Source organism: Flavobacterium sp. NG2 (genome assembly GCF_034119845.1).
Lineage (GTDB): Bacteria > Bacteroidota > Bacteroidia > Flavobacteriales > Flavobacteriaceae > Flavobacterium.
In genome coordinates, this window is the sequence record NZ_CP139420.1 from 758,345 (window position 1) to 783,686 (window position 25,342).

Annotated in this window: 26 protein-coding genes; 20 read left to right on the forward strand and 6 right to left on the reverse strand. The window is 34.8% G+C overall.

The window, feature by feature from the left end; translation table 11 throughout:
- Positions 1 to 26: 26 nt before the first annotated feature.
- Together SLW70_RS03090 and SLW70_RS03095 are read right to left on the reverse strand one after the other, a co-directional pair.
- Positions 27 to 566, reverse strand: a complete 540-nt coding sequence (locus SLW70_RS03090) for a hypothetical protein (protein ID WP_320890528.1) — start codon at positions 564 to 566, stop codon at positions 27 to 29.
- A gap of 110 nt (positions 567 to 676) precedes the next feature.
- Positions 677 to 859 carry a hypothetical protein gene (locus tag SLW70_RS03095; RefSeq protein ID WP_320891815.1) on the reverse strand — a complete coding sequence of 61 codons (183 nt, stop codon included), beginning with the start codon at positions 857 to 859 and terminating at the stop codon, positions 677 to 679.
- 189 nt (positions 860 to 1,048) lie between these two features.
- Between SLW70_RS03095 and metG the strand changes: the two genes are divergently transcribed.
- The 5 genes from metG to SLW70_RS03120 all read left to right on the forward strand — a co-directional run bounded on the left by metG (position 1,049) and on the right by SLW70_RS03120 (position 6,948).
- Positions 1,049 to 3,106, forward strand: coding sequence for a methionine--tRNA ligase (gene metG, locus SLW70_RS03100; protein WP_320890530.1), 2,058 nt, complete (start codon positions 1,049 to 1,051; stop codon positions 3,104 to 3,106).
- A 116-nt stretch (positions 3,107 to 3,222) separates the two neighbouring features.
- Positions 3,223 to 4,104 carry a DMT family transporter gene (locus tag SLW70_RS03105; protein ID WP_320890531.1) on the forward strand — a complete coding sequence of 294 codons (882 nt, stop codon included), beginning with the start codon at positions 3,223 to 3,225 and terminating at the stop codon, positions 4,102 to 4,104.
- On the forward strand, positions 4,101 to 4,787 hold the full coding sequence (locus tag SLW70_RS03110; RefSeq protein ID WP_320890532.1) for an HAD family hydrolase: 687 nt from the start codon (positions 4,101 to 4,103) through the stop codon (positions 4,785 to 4,787). The genes SLW70_RS03105 and SLW70_RS03110 overlap by 4 nt, the downstream gene beginning before the upstream one ends.
- 273 nt (positions 4,788 to 5,060) lie before the next feature.
- Complete coding sequence (locus tag SLW70_RS03115) at positions 5,061 to 6,299, forward strand: OmpA family protein (RefSeq protein ID WP_320890533.1); 1,239 nt, start codon at positions 5,061 to 5,063, stop codon at positions 6,297 to 6,299.
- Positions 6,300 to 6,441: 142 nt separating this feature from the next.
- Positions 6,442 to 6,948: a ferritin gene (locus SLW70_RS03120; protein WP_320890534.1), complete on the forward strand. Its 507-nt coding sequence runs from the start codon at positions 6,442 to 6,444 to the stop codon at positions 6,946 to 6,948.
- A 141-nt stretch (positions 6,949 to 7,089) separates the two neighbouring features.
- Here SLW70_RS03120 and SLW70_RS03125 read toward each other — a convergent pair whose 3' ends face one another.
- Positions 7,090 to 7,422, reverse strand: a complete 333-nt coding sequence (locus SLW70_RS03125) for a single-stranded DNA-binding protein (protein WP_320890536.1) — start codon at positions 7,420 to 7,422, stop codon at positions 7,090 to 7,092.
- A gap of 180 nt (positions 7,423 to 7,602) precedes the next feature.
- Between SLW70_RS03125 and SLW70_RS03130 the strand changes: the two genes are divergently transcribed.
- The 8 genes from SLW70_RS03130 (at position 7,603) to SLW70_RS03165 (ending at position 15,638) form a co-directional block, all read left to right on the forward strand.
- On the forward strand, positions 7,603 to 9,132 hold the full coding sequence (locus tag SLW70_RS03130; RefSeq protein ID WP_320890537.1) for a bifunctional GNAT family N-acetyltransferase/carbon-nitrogen hydrolase family protein: 1,530 nt from the start codon (positions 7,603 to 7,605) through the stop codon (positions 9,130 to 9,132).
- Between the two features lie 2 nt (positions 9,133 to 9,134).
- The gene (locus SLW70_RS03135) at positions 9,135 to 9,482 is read left to right on the forward strand and encodes a hypothetical protein (protein ID WP_320890538.1); all 348 of its coding nucleotides are present in this window, start codon (positions 9,135 to 9,137) and stop codon (positions 9,480 to 9,482) included.
- Positions 9,483 to 9,500: 18 nt separating this feature from the next.
- Positions 9,501 to 11,876 (forward strand): M28 family peptidase, encoded by a 2,376-nt coding sequence (locus SLW70_RS03140; RefSeq protein ID WP_320890539.1) that lies wholly within the window; start codon positions 9,501 to 9,503, stop codon positions 11,874 to 11,876.
- A gap of 72 nt (positions 11,877 to 11,948) precedes the next feature.
- The gene (locus SLW70_RS03145; protein ID WP_320890540.1) at positions 11,949 to 12,341 is read left to right on the forward strand and encodes a hypothetical protein; all 393 of its coding nucleotides are present in this window, start codon (positions 11,949 to 11,951) and stop codon (positions 12,339 to 12,341) included.
- A gap of 42 nt (positions 12,342 to 12,383) precedes the next feature.
- On the forward strand, positions 12,384 to 13,211 hold the full coding sequence (locus SLW70_RS03150) for an SDR family oxidoreductase (protein ID WP_320890541.1): 828 nt from the start codon (positions 12,384 to 12,386) through the stop codon (positions 13,209 to 13,211).
- Entirely contained in the window at positions 13,211 to 14,155 is a 945-nt protein-coding gene (locus SLW70_RS03155) for a DMT family transporter (protein ID WP_320890543.1), read from the forward strand. Before SLW70_RS03150 ends, SLW70_RS03155 begins: the two co-directional genes overlap by 1 nt.
- 48 nt (positions 14,156 to 14,203) lie before the next feature.
- Positions 14,204 to 14,881: an SCO family protein gene (locus tag SLW70_RS03160; protein ID WP_320890545.1), complete on the forward strand. Its 678-nt coding sequence runs from the start codon at positions 14,204 to 14,206 to the stop codon at positions 14,879 to 14,881.
- A gap of 187 nt (positions 14,882 to 15,068) precedes the next feature.
- Complete coding sequence (locus tag SLW70_RS03165) at positions 15,069 to 15,638, forward strand: DUF4256 domain-containing protein (RefSeq protein WP_320890546.1); 570 nt, start codon at positions 15,069 to 15,071, stop codon at positions 15,636 to 15,638.
- Here the strand turns inward: SLW70_RS03165 and SLW70_RS03170 are convergent, their stop codons facing one another.
- A complete protein-coding gene (locus tag SLW70_RS03170; protein WP_320890547.1) occupies positions 15,639 to 16,346 on the reverse strand; it encodes a class I SAM-dependent methyltransferase in 708 nt (235 codons plus the stop codon).
- Positions 16,347 to 16,431: 85 nt separating this feature from the next.
- Here SLW70_RS03170 and SLW70_RS03175 point away from each other — a divergent pair, with 85 nt between their 5' ends.
- The 4 genes from SLW70_RS03175 to SLW70_RS03190 all read left to right on the forward strand — a co-directional run bounded on the left by SLW70_RS03175 (position 16,432) and on the right by SLW70_RS03190 (position 19,894).
- Complete coding sequence (locus tag SLW70_RS03175) at positions 16,432 to 17,334, forward strand: LysR family transcriptional regulator (RefSeq protein ID WP_320890548.1); 903 nt, start codon at positions 16,432 to 16,434, stop codon at positions 17,332 to 17,334.
- Positions 17,335 to 17,491: 157 nt separating this feature from the next.
- Positions 17,492 to 17,965 carry a methylated-DNA--[protein]-cysteine S-methyltransferase gene (locus SLW70_RS03180; protein WP_320890549.1) on the forward strand — a complete coding sequence of 158 codons (474 nt, stop codon included), beginning with the start codon at positions 17,492 to 17,494 and terminating at the stop codon, positions 17,963 to 17,965.
- Between the two features lie 48 nt (positions 17,966 to 18,013).
- Positions 18,014 to 19,168: a serine hydrolase gene (locus SLW70_RS03185; protein WP_320890550.1), complete on the forward strand. Its 1,155-nt coding sequence runs from the start codon at positions 18,014 to 18,016 to the stop codon at positions 19,166 to 19,168.
- Positions 19,169 to 19,180: 12 nt separating this feature from the next.
- On the forward strand, positions 19,181 to 19,894 hold the full coding sequence (locus SLW70_RS03190) for a 3'-5' exonuclease (RefSeq protein WP_320890551.1): 714 nt from the start codon (positions 19,181 to 19,183) through the stop codon (positions 19,892 to 19,894).
- A 13-nt stretch (positions 19,895 to 19,907) separates the two neighbouring features.
- On the opposite strand, the gene SLW70_RS03195 is transcribed toward SLW70_RS03190, so the two are convergent.
- The gene (locus SLW70_RS03195) at positions 19,908 to 20,948 is read right to left on the reverse strand and encodes a hypothetical protein (RefSeq protein ID WP_320890552.1); all 1,041 of its coding nucleotides are present in this window, start codon (positions 20,946 to 20,948) and stop codon (positions 19,908 to 19,910) included.
- A gap of 9 nt (positions 20,949 to 20,957) precedes the next feature.
- On the reverse strand, positions 20,958 to 21,164 hold the full coding sequence (locus SLW70_RS03200; protein WP_320890553.1) for a hypothetical protein: 207 nt from the start codon (positions 21,162 to 21,164) through the stop codon (positions 20,958 to 20,960).
- Positions 21,165 to 21,332: 168 nt separating this feature from the next.
- Here SLW70_RS03200 and SLW70_RS03205 point away from each other — a divergent pair, with 168 nt between their 5' ends.
- From SLW70_RS03205 to SLW70_RS03215, 3 genes are all read left to right on the forward strand, one after another.
- Positions 21,333 to 22,772, forward strand: a complete 1,440-nt coding sequence (locus SLW70_RS03205) for a nucleoside recognition domain-containing protein (RefSeq protein WP_320890554.1) — start codon at positions 21,333 to 21,335, stop codon at positions 22,770 to 22,772.
- Between the two features lie 190 nt (positions 22,773 to 22,962).
- Positions 22,963 to 23,424 (forward strand): IS200/IS605 family transposase, encoded by a 462-nt coding sequence (tnpA, locus tag SLW70_RS03210; RefSeq protein WP_320890555.1) that lies wholly within the window; start codon positions 22,963 to 22,965, stop codon positions 23,422 to 23,424.
- Between the two features lie 195 nt (positions 23,425 to 23,619).
- The gene (locus SLW70_RS03215; RefSeq protein ID WP_320890556.1) at positions 23,620 to 25,221 is read left to right on the forward strand and encodes a fumarate hydratase; all 1,602 of its coding nucleotides are present in this window, start codon (positions 23,620 to 23,622) and stop codon (positions 25,219 to 25,221) included.
- Positions 25,222 to 25,342 lie beyond the last annotated feature (121 nt).

Sequence of the window (25,342 nt, forward strand, 5' to 3'; positions counted from 1 at the left end):
CCATACTTTTCGGGGATTTAATAAAATTAAACTCTTTTAATTTCGCGACCCAAATAATCCTCTAAAAGCTCGAACATAGCATCTACTGAAAGTATTTGCGTGTCTGGATGATTTTTAAGAAAATCCGCATTGAGTTGCGCTAGATTTTCTTCTAATTCGAAAAAAGTATCATTGTTTAAGATATCACGAATCGGATTAACCCCTTCCAATTTTGATTTGAAGAATTTTTCACGTTTTACGCTACTCATCAATTGGACTTTTTTGCATTGTTGTTTAAAAAGCTCCAAATGGTTCTTGGCTCCAATCAACGCCAAACCTTCCTCTATTAATTCGTTTAACTCAGTGTTCCAACGCGAATTGTGAATGAATTGTGCAAAATTGCCCTCTACACAATTAGAGTAATAATAATCCAAATAATAACTCATCAAGGCATCTTCATGAATAAAATCATCATCGATTTTCTCTTCACGCATTAGGTTAATCACCGAAATATTAGAGTTGATAACGTCTTGAGGGTTTTCGCTGCTAGCGGCTGTTTCTGAAATGATGATGCTTCCGAATTCCATTTTGAGTTTTATTTAAAAGGTGGATTGCAAATTTCGGGGAAATAATTGAGTTGCCTTTTATTTTTATCCACAAATTACACAAATTACCACAGATTCTTGAATGCTGTTAGTTATTTAGCAATTGATTCGTCATTATTCTTCTGCTCATTCATTTTAGCAACCAAAACTTTCAAGCGCATAGCCTTTGCTTTTTTCTCTTCTTGCAATTTGGCTTTTTTCCGATTGAGCAATTTGGTATGCAAAGCCTTGTTCTTAGTATTTTTTTCAGGTCCTTTGGGCATGATATATTTCATTTAATCCAGATTGCAAAGATAATGATTTCGTACAATCCTAAATTTAAAAACATAAGATGGCTGGAATAGGGAATTCTATATAAATAACAAAAAACACGATTTTTTTACCACCGTACGGACAAGTCGCGTATTGTCCCTACCGACCTTATCATAAAAAATCTTATTTTTGCGCTCAATAAAAATAATTTTATGTTACAAAATCCAAAAAGATATACGATTACGGCGGCTTTGCCTTATACTAACGGCCCTATTCACATTGGGCATTTGGCGGGTGTTTATGTGCCGGCTGATATTTATTCTCGCTACTTGAGAGCGCAAGGTAGAGAGGTGCTTTTTGTGTGCGGAAGTGACGAGCATGGTGTTGCCATCTCAATGAAAGCAAAGAAAGAAGGCATCACGCCTCAAGAAGTAATCGATAAATACGATGGTATTATTCGCCAATCGTTTTCAGATTTTGGGGTTTCTTTTGACAATTACTCGAGAACTTCGGCTAAAATTCATCATAATACGGCTTCGGAATTCTTTAGAACATTATACGAAAAAGGCGATTTCATTGAAGAAGTAACCGAACAATTATACGATGCGAAAGCAGATCAATTCCTAGCAGATCGTTTTGTTATAGGAACGTGCCCAAAATGTGGAAATGAAGAGGCTTACGGAGATCAATGTGAAAAATGTGGTTCGACCTTGAATGCGACTGATTTGATTAACCCAAAATCAACCATTACAGGTGAAACACCTATCATGAAAGCTACCAAACACTGGTTTTTACCTTTGGATCGATACGATGCTTTCTTGAGAGAGTGGATTCTAGAAGGACATAAAAATGACTGGAAATCGAATGTTTATGGTCAAGTAAAATCTTGGATAGACGGCGGATTAGAGCCTCGTGCAGTAACTCGTGACCTAGACTGGGGAATTGATGTTCCTGTTGAAGGTGCTGAAGGTAAGAAATTATATGTATGGTTTGACGCTCCTATTGGCTACATCTCGGCAACCAAAGAATGGGCTTTACGTGAAGGAAAAGATTGGGAACCGTATTGGAAAGATCAAGACACAAAGTTGGTTCACTTTATCGGGAAAGACAATATTGTTTTTCACTGTGTAATTTTCCCAGCGATGTTAAAAGCCGAAGGAAGTTATATTTTGCCAGACAACGTACCTGCAAATGAGTTCTTAAACTTGGAAGGAAATAAATTATCTACTTCTAAAAACTGGGCGGTTTGGTTGCACGAATATTTGGAAGAATTTCCAAATCAGCAAGATGTGTTGCGTTATGCATTAACTTCAAACGCACCCGAAACCAAAGACAACGACTTTACTTGGAAAGATTTCCAAGCTAGAAATAATAATGAGTTGGTGGCGATTTTTGGAAACTTCATTAATCGTGTTGTAGTTCTTACGAATAAATATTACAATGGTGTGGTTCCTGCTCCTAATGAATTGAGTGAAGTGGATGAAGCTACTTTGGCAGAATTAAAGGCCTATCCAGCAGTAATTTCGAGTTCTGTAGAGCGTTACCGTTTTAGAGAAGCCTTGAGCGAAATGATGAATGCTGCTCGTTTAGGAAATAAATACCTAGCCGATGAAGAGCCTTGGAAAATGGTCAAAGAAAATCCAGAGCGTGTGCAAACTCAAATGTATGTGGCCTTGCAAATTGCCGCAGCTTTGGCTAGTTTATGCGAACCGTTTTTACCGTTTACTTCTCAGAAGTTATTAAAGATGTTGAACATTCAAATCAACCATTGGAATTTGGATTTTGAAGATTGGAATTTACTTCCTGCTGGGCACCAAATAGGGCAAGCCGAATTATTATTTTCAAAAATCGAAGACGAAGAAATACAAAAACAAATAGACAAATTGGAAGCAACAAAAACAGCCAACATAGCCGAAAACAAAAAAGCAGAACCACAAAAAGAGACGATTCAGTTTGAGGATTTTGCTAAAATGGATATCAGAGTAGGAACGATTTTAGAAGCTGAAAAAATGCCAAAAGCCAACAAATTATTGGTCTTGAAAGTAGATACTGGAATTGATGTACGCACAATTGTTTCAGGAATTGCAGAAAGCTTCAAACCTGAAGACATTATTGGGAAACGCGTTTCGGTTTTAGTGAACTTGGCACCAAGAGCCTTACGAGGTGTGGAAAGTCAAGGGATGATTTTGATGGGAACGAACACCGAAGGAAAATTAGTTTTCATCAATCCAGATGCTGAAGGTGTTGCTAATGGGGAGATGATTAGTTAAACATTATTATTTTTTAAAACCATTAAGCAATTAAAGTTAATTATTTAATGGTACACTATATATAATCAATTGCCACCAATTTACAGTGGCAATTGTTGTTTTTATCAGATACAATAATGAAAAATGCAAAACCAAAATTAGCTTTAGCACTCGGCATACTCTGTATTTCGATCTTTCCTATTTTGGTGCGTTTGCAACTGACGACAGGACTAATATCTGCTTTTTACAGAATGTTTATTGCTGCTTTACTCCTATTACCTTATACTATTATTACCAAAAAGTTTCAATTACCCAAAACTAGAATCGTAACTCTAGCGATTGTTAGTGGGATTGTATTTGCCACAGATATCGCTATTTGGAATATTGCCATTCAAAAATCATCCGCCACTCAAGCTACCTTGTTAGCCAATCTTTCGCCTGTTTGGGTTGGAATGGGGTCTTTCATTTTTTTAAAAAACAAACCCGCCATTAATTTTTGGATTGGAACAGCAGTAGCCTTATTAGGGATGGTTATTCTAGTAGGTTTTGATGTATTTGCCAAACTCAATTTCGATTTAGCATTTACACTTGCGGTCTTCTCAGGTGTTTTATATGCAACCTATATCTTAATTAGTAAGCATATTTTAACGCAGGTTGATGTCCTTTCGTTTATGACCTTGGTTCTTGTATCCTCTAGTTTTTTCCTATTTATAGTTTGTGGAGTTAGCAGAGAACCTTTTACAGGATTTTCACCTATTGCTTGGGGCGTCTTATTCATACAAGGCGCCATTTGTCAATTGACCGCCTGGTTACTTATCAGTTACGCGACCCAACATTTACGTGCTACCCGAGTTTCCTTAAGTTTACTAGGTCAAGCAGTTCTAGCAACCTTATTAGCTTGGCTTTTTTTGGACGAAAAAATGAGTTGGGATAGGATTATTGGTGCCGTTTTTCTACTTTTAGGAATACGAATTACCTTTTATAACAAACCTATTTCTTTAAAAAACACAAAACCATGAGTTTAAAAGTTATTGCCTTCGATGCTGACGACACCTTATTTATAAACGAAACCTATTTTGCCGAAACAGAAGAGAAATTTTGTGCTTTAATGAGTGATTATCTCTCACACCAAGGAATTTCACAAGAACTCTTTCGAATCGAAATCGAAAATTTACCTCGTTACGGATATGGTATCAAAGGTTATATATTATCGATGATTGAAGCAGCAATGACCATTTCCAACAATACCATTCCTATTGAAATTATTGCTAAAATTGTGCAATACGGAAAGGAATTATTTGACAAACCTATCGTACTATTAGAAGGTGTTGAAGAAACCCTTGAAGCATTATATGGAAAATACAAATTAGTAGTCGCTACTAAAGGTGATTTATTAGACCAACGCCGTAAATTACACAACTCTGGCTTAGGTAAATATTTTCATCATATCGAAGTCATGTCAGACAAACAAGAAATCGATTATTTGGATTTATTAAAAAGGCTTGAAATTCAACCCCAAGAGTTTTTGATGATTGGTAATTCATTAAAATCAGATGTATTGCCGGTACTTGGTATTGGCTCCCGTGCTGTCCATGTGCCCTTTCATACCACTTGGGCTCATGAAAAAATAGACCATAAAATCGTACATCATAACTTTCAGAGCATTTCAAAAATCACTGAAATACTAAAACTGATTCGATAACAACAGAATAAACCTACGTATCAAGCATAAAATTAGAATACATTTAAAAAAAACAAAAATCAAAAACAGATTGACAAATACTCAAAAATCAGTCCATATCATTAACAACCTCTTAACGCAAAACCGAAATATTTTATTAATTACTAAACAAACAGACTATTTTACAAAAAAAATCTAGCATTTACCGCTTGTTATATGATAAAATCACAAACTATTTTAATATATTTACATTTCTAATTTAAAAAAAAAAACTATTTTTATAAAAAATTTAAAATGATGAAAAAACTTATATTTACTTTAGCTTTGGCTTCAGCTGTATCAGCGGTAAGCGCACAAAATGAGGTCAAAAATGACAAAACTCAAGACTTTAACAAATGGTCTATCGAATTAGCAGGCGGTTTTAACAAACCTATTAATAATGGAACTCCAGGTTATGTCTTTGAATTTGTTTCACCTTATACTGTCGATTTAGGAGTAAGATACATGATCAACAACAAATTTGGTATTAAAGGAGATGTTTCATACAATAGTTTTCAAGAAAAAAACAACACTCCTGCTTTTGACGCTGAATACTTAAGAGCTAACATTCAAGGGGTTGCAAACTTAGGTCGCATCATGAACTTTGAAACTTGGACTAATACTATTGGATTATTAGCTCATGGAGGTCTTGGGGCAGGACAAATAAAAAGTGGTTCTACTAAAAACACTGTAATTAATGCAATGGCAGGTTTAACAGCTCAAGCAAGATTATCTGACCATTTTGCTCTTACAGCAGATGCATCTGGAATTGTAAATGCAAGACAAAATTTGAACTTTGACGGAAAATCAGGTGCTAACTATCCATTTGGAGTTATGCTTAATGCTACTGTAGGACTTACTTACTACATTGGAAAAAGTGAAAAACATGCTGACTGGATTGTTATTAAAGACAAAGATTTAGTTTCTTTAGAGCAAAGAGTTGCTGAGCTTGAAACAATGAACAATGATACTGACAGAGATGGTGTTGTTGATTATTTAGATGCTGAACCAAACTCAATTACTGGTGTAATGGTAGACACTAAAGGTCGCGCTATTGATTTGAACAAAAACGGTATTCCAGACGAAATTGAAAAATACGTTGACGCTAAATATAAGGCTAACACTTCAAATGGTGTTGATAGCCAAACTATCAAAAACCTAGTTAACGGTGGTTATGTATCTGTTTTCTTTGACTTCAACAAAACAACTCCAAACTCAGAATCTACAGAATCTATTTCTTACGTTTTAACTTACTTAAGAAATAACCCTTCTTCTTCTGTTGATATCATTGGACACGCTGATGAAATTGGAAGCACAACTTATAACAACAAATTATCTGCAACTAGAGCAAATAATGTAAAAGAAACTTTATTGAAATCTGGTATTGATGCTTCAAGATTAAATGTTGTTGCTGCTGGTGAAGATACTTCAGTAGACAAAAACTCTGATGCTGCTAGAAAACTAGTAAGAAGAGTTACTTTCAACATAAAATAATATTTAAAAAAATATTTTATACTAGACTCCAAAGGAATTATCCTTTGGAGTCTTTTTTTATTCCTCTATTTTAAAGTTAAATAGCCTTTAAATTGAAAACTCATTTGTTGATTTTTTGTAACTTTACAAGAAACACCATATTATGCTGTCCAAAAAAATCGAAACCGCACTGAACAAACAAGTTCGAATAGAAGCCGAATCTTCACAGATATATCTTTCAATGGCTTCATGGGCTGAAACTCATGGATTAGAAGGAATTTCGAAATTCATGTATGCACAGTCCGACGAAGAACGCATGCATATGCTAAAAATTTTTAAATTCATTAATGAAAGAGGTGGTCATGCTCAAGTTTCAGAACTAAAAGCTCCCAAAACAACTTATGACACCTTTCAAGAAATGTTTGAAGAACTGTACAATCATGAGGTCTTTGTATCTGAATCCATCAATGAACTAGTACATCTTAGTTTTTCTGAAAAAGATTATGCTACTCATAACTTTTTACAATGGTATGTTGCTGAACAGGTAGAAGAAGAATCACAAGCAAAAAACATCTTAGACAAAATAAACCTTATTGGCGATGACAAAGGGGGGTTGTATCTATTTGACAGAGACATTCAACAATTAATAACGAATGGGCCTATTAATTGATTTACAACTCTAATTCAGTTTGTCATTTAGCTAGGTTGCTTTTTAACACTCTTCATATTGTTCTTTAAAAGTAAAAAAATAAAAGTCCCAGTCATCAGTTTAAAAAAACCAATAACTGGGACTTAAAAAAGGCAAACATTACTACTTACCTAACATCAGCAATTCAGAAACTACAACTTCAGTAATATAACGTTTCTCTCCATTTTTATCATCGTAGCTTCGATGCGTAAGCTTGCCTTCAACGGCAATTTCCTTTCCTTTTGTTACATACTTTTCAATAATTTCTGCGGTTTTCCCCCAAGCCACAACTTTATGCCATTGGGTTTCTTCTACCTTTTCTCCTTTGTCATTTTTATAACTTTCATTTGTGGCTAATGTAAAGTTGGCTAATTTTTTACCTCCATCAAAAGTTTTGATTTCTGGGTCGTTTCCTAAATGTCCAATTAACTGTACTTTGTTTCTTAATGCGTTCATGGCGTATATAATTAAATGTTAGTAAAATGTTTGAATCCTTCGTTCAAATCAACATGGCAAAGATGCAACAGCTCTCAAAACAAAGTCGGTTAATACACAATTACTTTCGGTTGTAAATATTTGTAAACGTTTGTAAATGGAAACTTATTTTTTGTAACTTAGCGAAAATCAGATATTTTTATGCAAGCAGAAATCAACAAAGTCGAGTTACGAAATTTAAAAATCGAAGACTATAAAGAACTAAAAAAATCCATGATGCAATCTTATCCCGAAATGGCGGATAATTATTGGGACGAATCAGAAGTTAAAAAGTTATTGAAAATATTCCCCGAAGGACAATTAGTTATCATCGTTGACGATGTTGTAGTTGGTTCTGCTTTATCACTAATTGTTCGTGAAGAACTAGTTGAAAAAAACCATGATTATGCTAAAATAACAGGAAACTATACTTTCTCTACTCACACCTATAAAGGAGAAGTATTGTACGGAATCGATGTTTTTGTTGATCCAAAATACCGTGGACTGCGTTTAGGACGTCGTATGTATGATGCTCGAAAAGAAATCTGCGAACAATTAAACCTAAAATCTATTGTATTTGCTGGTAGAATTCCAAATTATGGAAAATACGCTAGCGAATTAACACCAAAAGCTTATATCGACAAGGTAAAAAGAAAAGAAATTCACGACCCCGTACTTTCTTTTCAATTAAGCAATGATTTTCACGTGATGCGAATCATGAAAAATTATCTAGAAGGCGACAGAAAATCCAAAGAATTTGCCGTTTTACTTGAGTGGAATAATATTTATTATGACGAAAGTCCAAAAATCATTAACACCGAAAAAACAGTTATTAGATTAGGATTGATTCAATGGCAAATGCGTCCACTAAAAGACTTAGAAGCATTATTTGAACAGTCTGAATTTTTTATCGATGCCGTTTCAGGTTATGGTAGCGATTTTGCTGTTTTCCCTGAATTGTTTATCGCACCATTAATGGCTGATTACAATCATTTATCAGAAGCTGATGCAATTAGAGAACTTGCTAAATATGCCGAACCCATCAGAAAACGATTCCAAGAACTGGCTATTGCATACAACATCAACATCATCACTGGAAGTATGCCAAACTTGGTTGATGGTGTCTTATATAATTCGGGATTTTTATGTAAAAGAGGCGGTACCTACGAAACCTATACCAAAATACACATCACACCAAATGAAGTCTTTCATTGGGGAATCACTGGAGGAAACACAATACAAACCTTTGATTCAGATTGTGGAAAAATAGGAATTATGATATGCTATGATGTAGAATTTCCAGAATTATCACGATTAATGTCTGACGAAGGAATGAATATCCTTTTTGTCCCTTTCTTAACAGACACACAAAATGGCTACACCCGAGTAAAACATTGCGCACAAGCTAGAGCTATTGAGAACGAATGCTATGTGGCTATTGCAGGTTGCGTTGGTAACCTACCAAAAGTAAATAACATGGACATACAATATGCTCAAACAGCGGTATTCACCCCGTCTGATTTTGCTTTCCCAAGTAATGGTATTAAAGCAGAGACGACACCTAATACCGAAATGACGCTGATAGTTGATGTCGATTTAGATTTACTAAAAGAACTACACGAACACGGAAGTGTGAAAATTCTAAAAGACCGTCGTCATGATCTATATAAGATTAAAAAATTAAAAAGCTAAATATGAAAAACTGTTTAGAATGTGGTGAAAAAATAGTAGGCCGAGAGGACAAAAAGTTTTGTAGCGATGGCTGTCGAAATGCTTATAACAATAAAATAAACAAAGACAGTAACAACTATATGCGTAATATCAACAATAAATTGCGCAAAAACTACCGTATACTTTCGGGACTAAATACTGAGGGGAAATCCAAAACAACGAAAACCAAACTATTGAGTTTAGGCTTTGATTTTGATTTTTTTACCAATATTTTAAAAACTAAAACAGGGAATACCTATTATTTTTTGTATGACCAAGGCTATATGCTTTTGGACAATGATTTTTATATGCTAGTTAAAAAAGACATCTAATACTCCAACACCATTATCATGAAAAAAAAGTATTCCTCCCTTTTTGCTGTTATATTCCTATTGGTAATTTTAGGAATCAGCTATTTCAGTATGATGCCACAATGGGGTTTAGAATCTGAAATTCCACCCAATGAATTTTCAACCAAAAGGGCTTTAACCAAAGTCGAAGCCATTGCAAAACAACCACATTCTATTGGAACCCAAAACCACGAGCAAGTAGCACACTATCTACAGCAAGAACTTCGCAAGCTAGGATTAGAACCTAGTATACAAGAAGGCTTTACTTTAACAGATTGGGGCAACTTGGTTTATTCAAAAAATATTATAGCTCGAATTAAAGGAAGTAACAACTCTAAAGCACTCCTATTGTTAACACATTATGATAGCGCTCCGCATTCGTCTTCTTTTGGAGCTAGTGATGCAGGTTCAGGCGTTGCAACAATCTTGGAAAGTGTTCGTGCCTTTTTACATTCGAAAAAAACGCATAAAAATGACATTATTATATTGTTTTCGGATGCAGAGGAATTAGGATTAAATGGAGCAGCACTATTTGTAACACAGCATCAATGGGCAAATAAAATTGGACTCGTCCTTAACTTTGAAGCAAGAGGAACTTCAGGGCCAAGTTATATGCTGATGGAAACTAACAAAGGAAATGCAGGCCTAGTAAATGAATTTGCTAATGCTGGTATTCACTTTCCCGTTTCTAATTCGCTCATGTATAGCATTTATAAAATGCTACCAAACGATACTGATTTAACCGTATTTAGAGAAAAAGGAAATATCCAAGGTTTTAATTTTGCTTTTATTGATGGTCATTACAACTATCATACTGCTCAAGATGACTTTCAACATCTAAGCAAAAACAGTCTAGCTCATCAGGGCTCGTATTTATTTCCTTTGTTGAATTATTTTTCGAATACCAATTTAAATTCGACACAATCCACACAAGACGAAGTTTATTTTTCGGTTCCTTTTGCATTCATTCACTACCCATTTGATTGGATCCAACCGATGCTTTACATTGCTCTTGGACTTTTTATTTTGTTGCTATTTGTGGGTATTGCAAAACGCATTTTAGAATTCAAAACGGTAGCTAAAGGGTTTATTCCTTTTTTAATTGCTTTAACTTTATCTGGGGCAATTACTTTTTTTGGATGGAAAGGGTTATTGCTGCTTTATCCGCAATACCAAGATTTACTAAATGGATTTACTTATAATGGCCATGATTATATCGCTGCCTTTGTCTTTTTAACATTGTCAATTAGCCTAGGAGCATATCACTTTTTTTCTGCAAAGAAAGTGACCATGAGCAATTATATAGCACCACTATTCGTTTGGCTACTGATTAATGGCGCAATTGCATTCTACTTAGAAGGTGCTGGATTTTTAATAATCCCAATCTATTTCGGACTCTTTATATTCGGTTATTTTATTCTTACTCAAAGAACCAATCGTTGGTTTAATTTAATACTAAGCATACCTACTTTATTTATCATTGCTCCCTTTATTTATATGTTTCCCGTTGGCTTGGGGTTAAAAATCCTTTTCGGAAGCGCTATTTTAACTGTTTTAACTTTCGGATTATTACTTCCTGTATTTGGCACTTTCGCCAAAAAAGGACAATGGTCATTGGCTTTTTTATTAATTAGCTTAGGCTTTTTTGCGAAAGCACATTTAAATTCGGGTTACGAAAAAGGAAAGGCTAAATCTAATAGCTTAGTCTATCTGTATGATACCAATGTTCAAAAAGCATACTGGCTGACCTACGATAAAAATTTAGACAACTGGACAAAATCCTATCTTGGAAACAATCCTGAGAATGCAAAAATTCAAAATGAAATTCCACTATTCAGCAAATACAACAACCCTTTTACTTTTAAAGCAGATGCTCCATTTAAAGTAATTCAACCCGCAACTATTACCTTCTTGAAAGATAGTATCGTAGGGAACCTACGCCATTTCAAAATTAAAATTACACCCAACCGAAAGGTGAATCGCTTGGATATTTTTGCCAACGAAAAAATGGATTTTTACCATTTTAAAGCCAATGGCGTATCACAACTCGAACAAACAACGAACAAGATGAACCGCAACGGAAAGAAAATCTTAAGCTATTATCTTGTAAACAATCAACCACTCGAAATGGAATTCAACCTCAATCGGGCAAATATTTTTGACATGCAGTTACTCGAAAGTTCGTTTGACCTAATGCAAAATCCTTTGTTCCAAATGAACCCGAGATCGCCTTGGATGATGCCTACTCCTTTTGTTCTTACCGACGCTATATGTGTCAAACAAACTATTATACCAAAAGCTGTAAAAGCTAAAACTCCTTCTATTACTGTGCCTAAAACCACAACAACTAAGACAATTATAACAGACAGCCTATAGTCATTCAAGCGTTGACAAATAAAAAAACATCGTACCTTTATATAGAATATCAACCATCTAAAAACAATCAAAATGAAACACGTCCTATGTTTATCGATAGTGTTTTTCATAGTTTTATGGAGTTGTGAAACAACACAGGTAACCGATAAAGGTATTTTGGAAGGTAAAATTAACATTGGTCCTCTATGTCCAGTCGAAACCATCCCTCCAAAACCCGAATGCATCCCCACAAAAGAAACTTATGACAATTGGCCTATCTATATTTGGACCTTGGATAAAAAAGAAAAAATTGCCGTTTTACAACCCGAATTAAATGGAAATTATACTATTGAACTCCCCGTAGGAAGCTATATCATCGATTTAGAAAAGCAACATCGATTTGGTAAAAACTTACCTGCTACTGTTACCATCAAAAATATGGAAACAACACCATTAGACATAAACATTGATACTGGTATAAGGTAATAAGAGTTCAATCCCTTACTTTTGCAATAGAAAATAAGCTGTATGATGACAAAAGTAAGTGTACTAGGATGTGGATGGTTAGGATTGCCTTTGGCGAAAGCCTTAATCCAAGAAGGATATGTGGTAAAAGGCTCAACTACTTCAGTTGACAAACAAGACTTACTAGAAATCGCAGGAATTACCCATTTTCCCATTGCACTCGAAACGGAAAATTTCTCCGCTCCTGTAGATGACTTTTTAGCTGAAAGCGAAACCTTAATTATCGCTATCCCACCTAAATTAAGAGGAAAAAACAAAGATTATTCGGATGCCAATAAAAATTCATTTGTCAAAAAGATAGAAAACCTATTGCCCTACATTGAAAATTCAACCGTCAAAAACCTGCTTTTCATTAGCTCAACAGCTGTGTTTGGGGATGCAAATGCGACTATCAACGACGAAACACCCCTATCCCCAGTTACCGAAAGCGGCAAACAATTGGCCGAAATAGAGACGCTTTTAAACCAAAACCCCCATTTCAAAACAACCATTTTACGTTTTGGAGGCTTAATAGGTCCTGATAGAAATCCTGCACGATTTTTGGCAGGTAAAGAAAATGTTGCTAATCCAGAAGCTCCTATTAACTTAATTCATCTAGATGATTGTATTGGAATTATCCTTAGAATTTTGGATACTAATTCTTGGGGAATACAATTAAACGCTGTAACACCCAATCACCCAAGTCGGAAAGAATATTACACCCAAAAAGCATTGGAAAGTAATTTAACACCACCCACATTCAACGAATCGATACCATCGGTTGGAAAAACCATTTTGTCTGACCGGTTAATCCAACTCTTAGATTACCAATTTATTCAACTTGATTTATAGTGATAACAAAATTCAAAACCGCATTTACGACTAAATTAAATGCCATCGGTTTACCGATACTAGCGCTACTATGGGTTGGTTTTTTTTGGGGAACTACTTGGATTGCTTCCAAAGAAGGCGTACGTTATATTCCAGGAATCCAGATGGCAGCTATCCGCCAATTTATTGCAGGGTTACTATATATCCTCTTTTTCTTATATAAAAAAGCCCCTTGGCCAAAAGGCAAACAATGGAATACCATTATCATCCTTGCCATACTGAATTTTTCGCTAAGTAACGGACTAAGCACGGCAGGAGTAAAATACATCAGTAGCGGACTCGGTGCCATAATTGCCGCTATTTTTCCTATCTGGGTTGTAATTATAGCCTTTTGTCGCGGTGAAAGAATAGCAAAATTAGCCGTAATAGGTCTTTTAATAAGTTTTGGCGGAGTATGTATCATCTTTTACGAATATTTGGCTGATTTTTTAATCCCCGAATTCAGGCTAGGCATTTTACTTTCGGTGACGGCAACCATCACATGGGCTTTTGGAACACTTTACACTAAGAAAAAAGCAGCTTCTTATAATCCGTATTACAGCTTAGGATTCCAAATGTTTATTTCTAGCATCCTACTATTCGCCTATAATGGAGCCACTGGAATCTCCATCAACATCAGCGAAATTCCAGTTGACACTTGGCTTGCAGTAGCGTATCTAGTTGTCGTTGGTTCATTGATAACCTTTACTATTTTTATTTACACCTTACAAAATCTTCCACCCGAAATTAGCAGTATTTATGCTTACATGAATCCCGTGGTAGCAGTCCTTTTGGGAGCTGTTATTTTTGACGAACCTTTAACCTTATCGATAGCTTTAGGTGGTGCCGTAACCTTATTTGGATTGTACTTAGTCAATCAATCCTTGCGTAAGAGTCGCAAAAAAACCAACATATTAATAAAATAAATTAACAGCAATTTCAGAACCTGTTTTGTATTTTTGCACAAAAAAATAATGAAATCTATTTTCTACAGATATCGTAAATTCATAGGCGTATTCATCGTTTTTTCGGCCATTACGCTTTATTTATTTTACGGCGCTTTAAAACCCATCAAGACCTTACCCATCTATAACCCTGCTGATGTCAACCCTGAATTGGTGGACAGTACGGTGCAATACGTGAGTAAATACCATACCATCGCTGATTTTTCGTTTATCAATCAAAACGGAGATACCATCACCCAAAAAGATTATGAAGGCAAAATTTATGTAGCCGATTTTTTCTTTACCACCTGCGGTTCTATTTGCCCAAAAATGTCTAAAAATTTATTTGAAGTTCAAAAAGCCATTTTAGACAACCCAAAAGTCATGCTGCTGTCCCATACGGTTTTTCCTGAAACGGACAGCGTTCCTGTTTTGAAAAAATACGCTATAAAATACGGTGTAAAAGACAAAAAATGGAACTTAGTCACTGGCGACAAAAAAGAAATCTACACCATGGCTAGAAAATCCTATCTCGCCGTAAAACTGGGCAAGCCAGAGGAATTATACGATATGGTTCACACAGAAAACTTTGTGCTAGTCGATACCAAACGTCGAGTACGTGGTTTTTATGATGGCACAAAACAAGAGGATATTCAACGCCTTATCCAAGACATCGATTTCCTAAGCAATCAAGATTCCGATAAATAATTGTTTTTTTAGGAGCACAACATTTCGCTTTTTCAGGAATGATTGTACCTGCCATTCGCTCAAATCTTGTGGCGGCATAAATGCCCGCCGCCACAAGGATTCCGCTACTGTCAGGGCTAAAGAGGGCGTTTTTGTGATTTTTAGGAAATATTATTTAACTTTAAACGTCATTCAAAACACCAATCTCATGTCAACAGAAACCACAAAAGTTTTGCCAACCGAACAACAACAAGTCCTAATTGAACTATTGAAACTTCGTTTTGAGAAAAACAAAAAACGTCATGAAAATTTGGATTGGAATTCCATTGAGAAAAAACTACAAGAGCAACCTGAAAAACTCTGGTCGCTTAACGAAATGGAAAACACTGGCGGAGAACCTGACGTTGTGGGTTTTGATGATAATACTAGTGAATATCTTTTTGTGGATTGTTCTCCAGAAACCCCAAAAGGCCGTAGAAGCATTTGCTACGACCTTGAAGGTTTAAATTCTAGAAAAGAGCATAAACCAGCACACAATGCAATCGATATGGCCACGGCTATGGGCATCCATTTATTGACAGAAGAGCAATACCGTAACTTACAACAACTCGGTGATTTTGATACTAAAACATCCAGTTGGATAGTCACACCTACTGCTATCCGAAAACTTGGTGGCGCTCTATTTGCCGACTTCCGTTATAACACTGTCTTTGTCTATCATAACGGTGCTGGCTCCTATTATGCTGTTAGAGGATTCCGTGGACTACTAAGAGTGTAATTACTTCACCCCTCCAAAGGCACCAAAACAACTATTTTTATGCAAGATTTCGGTACTCGAAAAACCTACTTTCTTCATCAATTCTAATTGATACGTCATCGATCTTGGACTGTCTTCAATTTCGATGTAATCAAAAACTTTTTGTTGATAGGTTTCCCCTCCCACTTCTTTAAGATACTCCCCATATTTTTCCCAAACCAACGCTGTAACCGAATCATTTTCTTGAACAATCAAATCCGAAATCATCAAACAACCACCTGGCTTTAAACTATCGTATAATTTTCGGAAAACAAACTCCCAGTCGGCATCCTCTCTCAAATGATGTAAAACCGCTCCAGCTAAAATAATATCAAAATGATCTCGAGCCAAATCGATTTCCCGAATATCACCTTGAATACAATTTACTTTTCCGTTAGTCATTTCAGACACGCGTTCCTGCGCTTTGTCAAGCATATTTTGACTCAAATCAATTAAGGTACAATCCAAATTAGGTACTTTGGTCAACATCTTTAAAGTATAATTTCCGCCGCCACAACCCAAATCAAGAACATGATTTGCATCTGGCTTAATGGCTTTGGCCGCCGATGTCAATAATTCTAAAGAAATTTGCGCATCAATAGTAGCAACTTGTCCTGTTTCTAAATTCGAAAAACGTTCGACTTCTTTATCAAAACGTGCTTTGATTTCCGTAACTGTTGATTTTTTCATAACGATTGTTTTTTACAAACCTATTACTTTTATATATGACACAAAAAGACTTATTTTGTCATTAATCAATACTTAAAAAGTATTTATGGAGTTACGTCATTTAAAATATTTCTTAAAGCTAGCCGAAGAGTTGAGCTTTGTACGCGCTGCCGAAAAATTATTCATTTCACAACCGCCTTTAAGTCGCCAAATCAAAGAATTGGAAACAGAACTTGGCGCTACCCTTTTTGAGCGCAACAACAAAAGAGTGGCACTAACCGAAGCAGGGAAATTCTACGAAAAAGAAGTTCGTGAACTAATAAAAAACTTGGAACGAATCAATACTCAAACCAAGAAAATAAGCGAAAATCAAAGTGGTGAATTTCGAATTGCTTATGTTAGTTCAACTTTCTCAGGAGCCATTTCGAACTTGGTTCAACATTTAACGGAACAATATCCTTATGTTCGTTTTAGATTATATGAAGTACCCACTATCAAGCAAATTAACGCTATCGAAGATTTAAAAATTGATTTAGGAATTGTACGTGCACCATTGCATTCGCCAAAAATTGCAACCCAACTTTGGTTCAAAGACAGTTTTTCTTTAGTATTCAACAAAAACCTCTATATCATTGAAAAAGAACAAGATATCCCTACTTTAAGCGAAAGCACTTTTGTATTTTTCAATAAAGATTACGCTCCTCAGTACTATGAAAATTTACTTCAAATATGTGCACATTTTGGTTTTACTCCAAAAGTGGTTCATGAATCGAATAATGTTTCTTCTATTATTCAATTGGTAAAAAATGGTTTAGGAGTTTCCATTGTTCCAACATCTATTTTAAGAAGTCATTTGTTTCCTGAATTAGGTTGTATCGAATTAAAGACAATTCCCCTTTTTACCGATATATTATTGGCGACTCCCAAAAACCATGTCTCTGACATTTCTAAAACAGCAATTGCTTTTTTAAAAAAGGAGATTCCTGAAACACTTAAGGGAAAAATTTAATGAGCCGGGATTTCACGAATAGTTTCCTTAAGATTTCAAATCTATAACCATACTTATTTTTACAAAACTCAAATTCGTAAATTCGTGGCAAACTAACATCAATTCTTAGCCTTATCAAACCAAAACTTTCAGTAATTTGCTATTCAATAAAAAAGCTATGGAAATCACGCACTTCAAAACCCCTTTAGGAATCGCTACAATTATAGGTGACGAAAACGGCATAGCAAAAATAACGATTGCAGATGAAGGTAAAATAAGTACAGAAATCCCTGTTATTTTACGAAATGCCGTAACACAACTACAAGAGTATTTTGAAGGAAATCGAACTCATTTTAACTTTAAACTCAATCCACAGGGAACCGAATTCCAACAAAAAGTTTGGCAGGCTTTAATCGAAATTCCCTATGGAAAGACGATCAGTTATTTAGATTTATCCAAAAAATTAGGAGATGTCAAAGCCATTCGGGCAGTGGCTTCCACCAATGGCAAAAATCCTTTATGGATTGTTGTTCCTTGCCACAGAGTCATTGGAACAGATGGTTCGCTCACGGGATATGCTGGTGGTTTATGGCGAAAAAAATGGTTATTGGAACATGAAAATCCTTCGCAACAACAAACACTTTTATTGTAAATTGAAACAATAATTGTGTAAATTCGTACTGAAACCTAGATGTGATTTATGAGAGTATTTAAAAAAATCTTAATTGGATTATTGGCTTTGGCACTAATTCTAACACTGTCTTTGTATCTTTTTCAATTTGATTATTTGTTTAAGGCTGTTAGAATAACTTATTTCAACGGGCACACCACAGCTTTCTTAGACGATTACAACTATTTTAACAATCGAAAGATTGAAAAAGGAGAACAGCCACAAGCTTGGCATATCTCCAAAGAATACAACCAAACAAAACCTACTCAAAGATTAGAAGATTGGCATAAACAAACAGGAACTGTTGCCTTTGTTCTGATTAAAAAGGATAGCATTTGGAGCGAAAACTATTATGACAATTATACTAAGGATTCCAAGTCTAATTCTTTTTCGATGGCCAAAAGTATTGTAACGGCTTGTTTAGGAAAGGCGATTAAAGACGGAAAGATTAATAGTTTAGACCAAAAACTAACCGATTTTTTCCCTGAATTTAAAAAAGGAAAAACGGCTCAAATAACCTTGGGTGATTTGGCTTCGATGGCTTCAGGATTGAACTGGGACGAATCCTATTACAGCCCTTTTTCTATTACAACCCGAGCTTATTTTGATGAAAATTTAAGCCAACTTATTCTGGGATTAAAGGGAATTGAAGCTCCTGGCAAAACCTATAAATATCTTAGTGGTAATACACAACTGCTTGCCATGTGCATTGAAAAAGCGACAGGAAAAAGTTTGGCTGATTATGTTACGGAATCTTTCTGGAAACCATTAGGAATGGAAAACGACGCACTTTGGCAAACCGATTCTGAAAACGGCATGGTCAAAGCCTATTGTTGTATTGCTAGTAACGCTAGAGATTTTGCCCGTTTCGGAAAATTATATTTGCAAAAAGGAAATTGGAACGGAACACAAATTCTCGACAGTGCTTTTGTAGAAAAATCCACAACACCAAGATTTAAAGATTCACCTCAATACGGTTATGGCTGGTGGCTAAGCGATTATAAAAACAAAAAAATATTTAATATGCGCGGTCATTTAGGGCAATACGTGATTGTAATCCCTCAAGACGATTTAATTATCGTTAGACTGGGTCGTACTGAACACCAAAATACTAATGGATCACCTCATACCGATGATTTTTATTTATACATAGATGAAGCTTATGCTATGCTTGAACAAAAATAAATTTGATAACAAATGATAGAAAAAATAAACCTCAATAATATTCTTTTTCTCGATATAGAAACCGTTCCTGAAACCGAAGATTTCAATTCTTTAGATGACGAAATGAAAGCTTTGTACGAACAAAAAACACAATACCAACGCAAAGACGATTACACTGCCGAAGAATTTTATGACCGTGCGGGAATTTGGGCGGAGTTTGGAAAAATTGTCTGTATCTCCGTTGGTTTTTTTGCCAATAAAAATGACATTCGAAATTTTAGAGTGACCTCATTTTTTGGAGAGGAAAAGAAAATTTTAAAGGATTTTAATAACCTAATCAACAATCATTTTAATCAACCCCAACATCTATTATGTGGACATAATGCCAAAGAATTTGACATTCCCTTTATGGCGAGGCGGATGATTATCAATAATATTGAAATTCCAAACAAGCTGAATTTATTTGGCAAAAAACCTTGGGAAATCCCACATCTCGATACCTTGGAGTTATGGAAGTTTGGCGATTACAAGCATTATACCTCTTTAAAATTGATGTGTAAAGTACTCGGAATTCCGTCTCCTAAGGGCGACATCGACGGCAGTCAGGTAGGGCATGTTTTTTATGTCGAAAAAGACATCGACCGCATTGTAACCTATTGCGAAAAAGATACGATCGCTGTGGCACAAATATTTCTGAGATTACGAAGGGAAGAGTTGTTGATTGAGGAGGAAATTATTCACGTGTAAAATATAAATAAAATTACATATAGAAGAAAAGATATATAACAAGAAGTATCATTAAAAAGAAGACTATTAAACTAATTCTTACTGACTTAAGATTTGCATGATTTTGAGAATTGATAAAAGTATCAATAATAGCTGATATTATAAGCCATGCAAAAAAGAGCCATAATCTTCCAATGATACCACCAAAAATTGTAGTATTCCTTAAAAAGATATTGGATGGATTATACATTAAAAACAACAATATTGTTAAATTTAAAATTGTGGAAATTAATGTGATATAATTGATTTTCTTTGCTTCTTTTGTGATATATGTTAAATTAATATTTAAGATTTTTTCAGCAGGAATAATCATTATATGTCCTGGTACTTCTCTAATATTATTTGGAGGTATATCTTTTCTATATCGTCTAACATCTGTAAGATATATAGCTTTTAGGTCACCAGAATTTTTACAAATAGTATGTTGTCTTAAAAAGCCTTTATAAAGCTTTGTTCCTTCATTTCCTATATCAACTAAAACATCAGCCTCTGTTAGTAAAACTTTTTGATTGGGAAGAATACCTCTAAAATCTTTAAATTTTAAGGATTCTCCACTTAAATAATAATGCCAATAGTTATTGAATCTTAAAGGTGAATATTTTTTGTCCCAGTCTAAAGTTCTTACTATTTTCCAACATAATTGAGCAATAATAAAAGAAATAAAAATTACAACGGACATATAGCCTAATATCCAACATATTAATTCAATATCAAATAGCTCTTTGGGCAAAGAATCACTTTTTAATTTGGAATAAATTGTATTTAAAAACTTGTAATTATTAAAATTTTGAGTTTCTTGAGGATTTAATTTTCTATAAATTAGATTTATAAAAATAACATAAGAAAGAACTTGTATGACTAAGCCTGGAATTAAACTGATATAAAAAGTATTGATCCAATTAGATGAATAAAATTGTTTTGAAAATTCACCAACAAAATAAAATCTTCTAAATACAATACCAGGAAAAACAAATAGCAAAAAAAGTATAACAGAGTTCCACGCTATTTCTTCCATAAATTCATTTTAATTAATAAAATTAAATTCATTTCCATTGATTTCTATCTCAACCGAAGAATGATTGTTTTGGTTTAATCTTTTAATAAGTTTTTCCTTGTTCTCAGAATTAGATAAAATCACATCAACTACTTCTTTGTCAACCATAGAAGTGTCTCTTCCAAATGTACCAACTACTTGTTGTTTAACTAGTCCAAACGAAGTTGAGAGAGACATTAAAATAACTTTTAAAGTTTCCATAACATTGAGATTTATTCTTTTTGTACTGCAAAAGTAACAAATGAAAAGTGTTTTTTTATTAAATATAAATAAAAATATTTATTTTCTAATAGTAAATTTTAACCTGTACTTTTAAAATATATACATTTACAAAAATTATAAATTATGGTATTAAGTAGATTTTGGTTGGCGATTTTCATTTCGTCCATTGTATTTGTTGTTTTTGCTTTGTTTACAGGAAACAATTACACCATTGATTTTGTATTAAATGGACAAAAAGGAGACCCAATTTTAGTATCTGAAAAATATTTAGACCAAATTCCGGTTTTTGTACGCGATAGCATCGAATTAAAAACAGACAAAACCATGATTGTCAATCGTGATTTGTCTAATCCAGATACAACTTATGTATATTCCAACAAAACCGTAAAAATATTCAGCGGAGTTCAAAAAGCAGATGGATTATTACCCACTTGTAAATACACTTTAGTCGATTTAGTCTTGCCATTGATTGCTTATTTAGCCTTTTTCTGTGGGTTGATGGAACTTTTAATCATCTCAGGAGCTACAGAAAAACTGGCTGTCGTATTGAGTCCAGTATTCGTAAAAGTATTTCCAAGTATTCCTAAAAACCACCCATCAATTTCTTATATGACGATGAACTTTGCCGCTAATTTTTTAGGGTTAGATTCGGCTGCCACTCCTTTTGGTTTAAAAGCCATGCAAAGTTTACAAGAAATAAATCCCGATAAAGACCAAGCCAGTGATGCGCAAATTATGTTTATGTGCTTGCATGCTTCGGGACTGACATTGATAGCGACGTCTATTATTGGATACCGAGCTGCCGCTAATGCTGCCAATCCAGCCGATGTGATGTTGCCTTGTATCATTACTTCTTTTATCGGTACTATTGCTGCATTTATTATTGTCGGGCTGAAACAAAAAATCAACTTCAAGAGCGCCTCTTTGGCGGTAGGTTTAATCACGTTGATTGGAGGGATTATTGGGTTGTTGTTGTATGTGAATCATTTGGATTTAATAGGAAAAAGCTATTTCACTTCTAACCTTTCTGCATTGATATTAATTGCCATTATTGCCTATACTTTGATTTTATCAATGGTAAAAGAAAAGAAATTTGCCGATGCCAATACAACCGTTTACGAAACCTTTGTAGTAGGGGCAAATAATGGTGTCAAAACAGGAGTTGTGATTTTTCCTTATGTTTTGGGAATGTTAGTAGCCATTTCTTTATTTAGAAACAGTGGTTTATTTGAAATTATTAGCAATGGAATTGCTTTTATTTTTTCAAATTTGGGAGTTAACAAAGAAATTACCGATGCCTTACCCGTAGCCTTGTTACGTCCTTTTAGTTCTGCAGGTTCGCGTGGATTTTTGATCGATTCGATGAATACCTTTGGCGCCGATTCGATGACCGGAAGATTAAGTAGTATTTTCCAGTGTAGTGCCGAAAGTACGTTCTATGTGATTGCGGTTTATTTTGGCTCTGTAAACATCAAAAACACTCGTTATGCCTTACCAATCATGCTATGGGTTGATTTAATCTGTGTGATTACAGCGATTTTTGTAGCTAGTTGGTTTTTTTAAAATGATGATGAAAATAACGATGAAAATAATAAACGTTTTGTAGCCTACGAATTAATCCTGAACCTTCGGCTCTGTTTAATATTTGAGTCCCATAGGGACGACACATATTGTAGCAACGGATTTTAATCCGTTGATGGAATGAAATAAGAAAAATAGAGTTCCGTAGGAACGGTTCATAAAAGACCAAATAATGGCAAACACCTATCATCAAGTCTACCTTCAAGTTGTTTTTGCAGTTAAATACCGTGAAGCAGTTATTGCTGATGAATGGAGATCAACCTTACTTGGTGTTATAGGCAATTTAATAAATGAAACAGGTTGCAAAACAATTATTGTGAATGGAGTTGAAGATCACGTTCATTGTTTTTTAGGTTTGAAACCAACGGTTTCCATTTCAGAGCTAATGAAAACGGTAAAGGCTAAATCTTCTAAATATATTAACGATCATAGTTTGACTTCTTCAAGATTTGAATGGCAAGAAGGCTATGGCGTTTTCTCATATAGTCATTCTCAAATGGGTGCAGTTTATAAATACATTGCTAACCAAGAAGACCATCATAAGAGGCAAAGTTTTCATGATGAATATTTAGATTTTCTAAATAAATTTGAAATCCCATTTGATGCAAGGTATACTTTTGAAGATTTAATATGAACCGAGCCTACGGCTCTATGCTATGTATAAATCACGTAGTGATGGTACATATTATTTTAATTTACAAATACAACTAACAACTGCAAGAACCCATAACACCTATTATTTTATAACAATTCTAAAACATAAGTTGATATAAATCACATGAATTTCCTTCTACAATTCTTATATTTGGGATTCTAAAAAAACACATAAATGGACTTTATATATCAAGACCCGTATCCCATTTTAAAAGACGATACACAATACCGTAAAATAACTTCTGATTACGTAAAAGTAGAAAAATTAGGTGACCGCGAGATTTTGACGGTTGACCCAAAAGGATTGGAATTATTAGCACAAGAAGCATTAAAAGATGTTTCGTTTATGTTGCGTACATCTCACTTAGAAAAATTAAGAGCCATTCTTGACGATCCTGAAGCGACAGATAACGACCGTTTTGTTGCTTATAATTTGTTGCAAAATGCAGTGGTAGCAATTGATGGCGAATTGCCTTCTTGTCAAGATACAGGAACGGCAATCGTGATGGCTAAAAAAGGAGAAAATGTCTATACAGGAGTGGACGATGCCGAATGGTTATCAAAAGGAATTTTCAACACCTACCAAGAGCGCAACTTACGTTACTCTCAAATTGTACCGATTAGTATGTTTGAAGAAAAGAACTCAGGTTCCAATCTTCCAGCACAAATTGATATTTATGCTAAAAAAGGAGCTTCCTATGAATTCCTATTTTTAGCAAAAGGAGGAGGTTCTGCCAATAAAACCTATTTGTACCAACAAACAAAATCCTTATTGAATGAAAAATCGATGGATGCTTTTGTTCGTGCTAAAATCATGGATTTAGGAACATCCGCTTGTCCGCCGTATCACTTAGCATTAGTGATTGGAGGAACTTCGGCCGAAGCTAATTTAGCCGCTGTAAAAAAAGCATCTGCAGGTTATTTTGACAATCTTCCTACCTCTGGAAACATGGCAGGTCAAGCCTTCCGTGATTTAGAATGGGAAAAAAGAGTGCAATTGATTTGTCAAGAAAGTGCTATTGGAGCGCAGTTTGGAGGTAAATATTTCACTCATGATGTTCGTGTGATTCGTTTGCCACGTCATGCTGCTTCGTGTCCAGTAGGATTAGGTGTTTCTTGTTCCGCTGACAGAAATATCAAAGGAAAAATTACCAAAGAGGGGATTTTTGTTGAGCAATTAGAAGTAAATCCTGCACGATTATTACCTGCTACACCACCCCATTTGGAAGAAGCGGTTGAAATTGATTTGAACCAACCAATGGCTGACATCCTTAAAAAATTATCGCAATACCCTATCAAAACACGTTTAAAATTAAACGGGACTTTGATTGTCGCTCGTGATATTGCACACGCTAAAATCAAAGAATTACTAGATGCTGGTAAACCGATGCCAGATTATTTTAAAAACCACCCAGTATATTATGCGGGACCTGCTAAAACACCAGACGGAATGCCATCAGGAAGTTTTGGACCAACTACTGCGGGACGTATGGATGTCTATGTTGAAGAGTTCCAAAAAAATGGCGGAAGTATGGTGATGCTTGCCAAAGGAAACCGTACCAAAGAGGTAATGAACGCATGTAAAACTTACGGTGGATTCTATTTAGGCTCTATCGGAGGGCCTGCCGCTATTTTAGCGAAAGAAAACATCCTTTCGGTAGAAGTCGTGGATTTTGAAGAATTAGGAATGGAAGCCGTTCGTAAAATCACCATCAAAGATTTCCCAGCGTTTATTATCACCGATGATAAAGGAAATGATTTCTTTGAGAATTTGTAATTGAAGATATTGAGGTGCTAAGGCACTGAGATACTAAGTTTATAATTTTTAACCGCAGATTCGCAGATTTCTAATTTGTGAATTTGCGGTTTATTTTTTTGGAGTTATTCCCTGCTATCCG

Coding starts and splice junctions, on each gene's coding strand:
- SLW70_RS03205 (WP_320890554.1), top strand. CDS start 21,333: ATGGTATTAAGTAGATTTTGGTTGGCGATTTTCATTTCGTCCATTGTA.
- SLW70_RS03105 (WP_320890531.1), top strand. CDS start 3,223: ATGAAAAATGCAAAACCAAAATTAGCTTTAGCACTCGGCATACTCTGT.
- SLW70_RS03130 (WP_320890537.1), top strand. CDS start 7,603: ATGCAAGCAGAAATCAACAAAGTCGAGTTACGAAATTTAAAAATCGAA.
- SLW70_RS03190 (WP_320890551.1), top strand. CDS start 19,181: ATGATAGAAAAAATAAACCTCAATAATATTCTTTTTCTCGATATAGAA.
- SLW70_RS03200 (WP_320890553.1), bottom strand. CDS start 21,164: ATGTCTCTCTCAACTTCGTTTGGACTAGTTAAACAACAAGTAGTTGGT.
- SLW70_RS03125 (WP_320890536.1), bottom strand. CDS start 7,422: ATGAACGCATTAAGAAACAAAGTACAGTTAATTGGACATTTAGGAAAC.
- metG (WP_320890530.1), top strand. CDS start 1,049: ATGTTACAAAATCCAAAAAGATATACGATTACGGCGGCTTTGCCTTAT.
- tnpA (WP_320890555.1), top strand. CDS start 22,963: ATGGCAAACACCTATCATCAAGTCTACCTTCAAGTTGTTTTTGCAGTT.
- SLW70_RS03195 (WP_320890552.1), bottom strand. CDS start 20,948: ATGGAAGAAATAGCGTGGAACTCTGTTATACTTTTTTTGCTATTTGTT.
- SLW70_RS03185 (WP_320890550.1), top strand. CDS start 18,014: ATGAGAGTATTTAAAAAAATCTTAATTGGATTATTGGCTTTGGCACTA.
- SLW70_RS03115 (WP_320890533.1), top strand. CDS start 5,061: ATGATGAAAAAACTTATATTTACTTTAGCTTTGGCTTCAGCTGTATCA.
- SLW70_RS03145 (WP_320890540.1), top strand. CDS start 11,949: ATGAAACACGTCCTATGTTTATCGATAGTGTTTTTCATAGTTTTATGG.
- SLW70_RS03150 (WP_320890541.1), top strand. CDS start 12,384: ATGATGACAAAAGTAAGTGTACTAGGATGTGGATGGTTAGGATTGCCT.
- SLW70_RS03170 (WP_320890547.1), bottom strand. CDS start 16,346: ATGAAAAAATCAACAGTTACGGAAATCAAAGCACGTTTTGATAAAGAA.
- SLW70_RS03140 (WP_320890539.1), top strand. CDS start 9,501: ATGAAAAAAAAGTATTCCTCCCTTTTTGCTGTTATATTCCTATTGGTA.
- SLW70_RS03165 (WP_320890546.1), top strand. CDS start 15,069: ATGTCAACAGAAACCACAAAAGTTTTGCCAACCGAACAACAACAAGTC.
- SLW70_RS03135 (WP_320890538.1), top strand. CDS start 9,135: ATGAAAAACTGTTTAGAATGTGGTGAAAAAATAGTAGGCCGAGAGGAC.
- SLW70_RS03215 (WP_320890556.1), top strand. CDS start 23,620: ATGGACTTTATATATCAAGACCCGTATCCCATTTTAAAAGACGATACA.
- SLW70_RS03090 (WP_320890528.1), bottom strand. CDS start 566: ATGGAATTCGGAAGCATCATCATTTCAGAAACAGCCGCTAGCAGCGAA.
- SLW70_RS03095 (WP_320891815.1), bottom strand. CDS start 859: ATGAAATATATCATGCCCAAAGGACCTGAAAAAAATACTAAGAACAAG.
- SLW70_RS03110 (WP_320890532.1), top strand. CDS start 4,101: ATGAGTTTAAAAGTTATTGCCTTCGATGCTGACGACACCTTATTTATA.
- SLW70_RS03120 (WP_320890534.1), top strand. CDS start 6,442: ATGCTGTCCAAAAAAATCGAAACCGCACTGAACAAACAAGTTCGAATA.
- SLW70_RS03160 (WP_320890545.1), top strand. CDS start 14,204: ATGAAATCTATTTTCTACAGATATCGTAAATTCATAGGCGTATTCATC.
- SLW70_RS03180 (WP_320890549.1), top strand. CDS start 17,492: ATGGAAATCACGCACTTCAAAACCCCTTTAGGAATCGCTACAATTATA.
- SLW70_RS03175 (WP_320890548.1), top strand. CDS start 16,432: ATGGAGTTACGTCATTTAAAATATTTCTTAAAGCTAGCCGAAGAGTTG.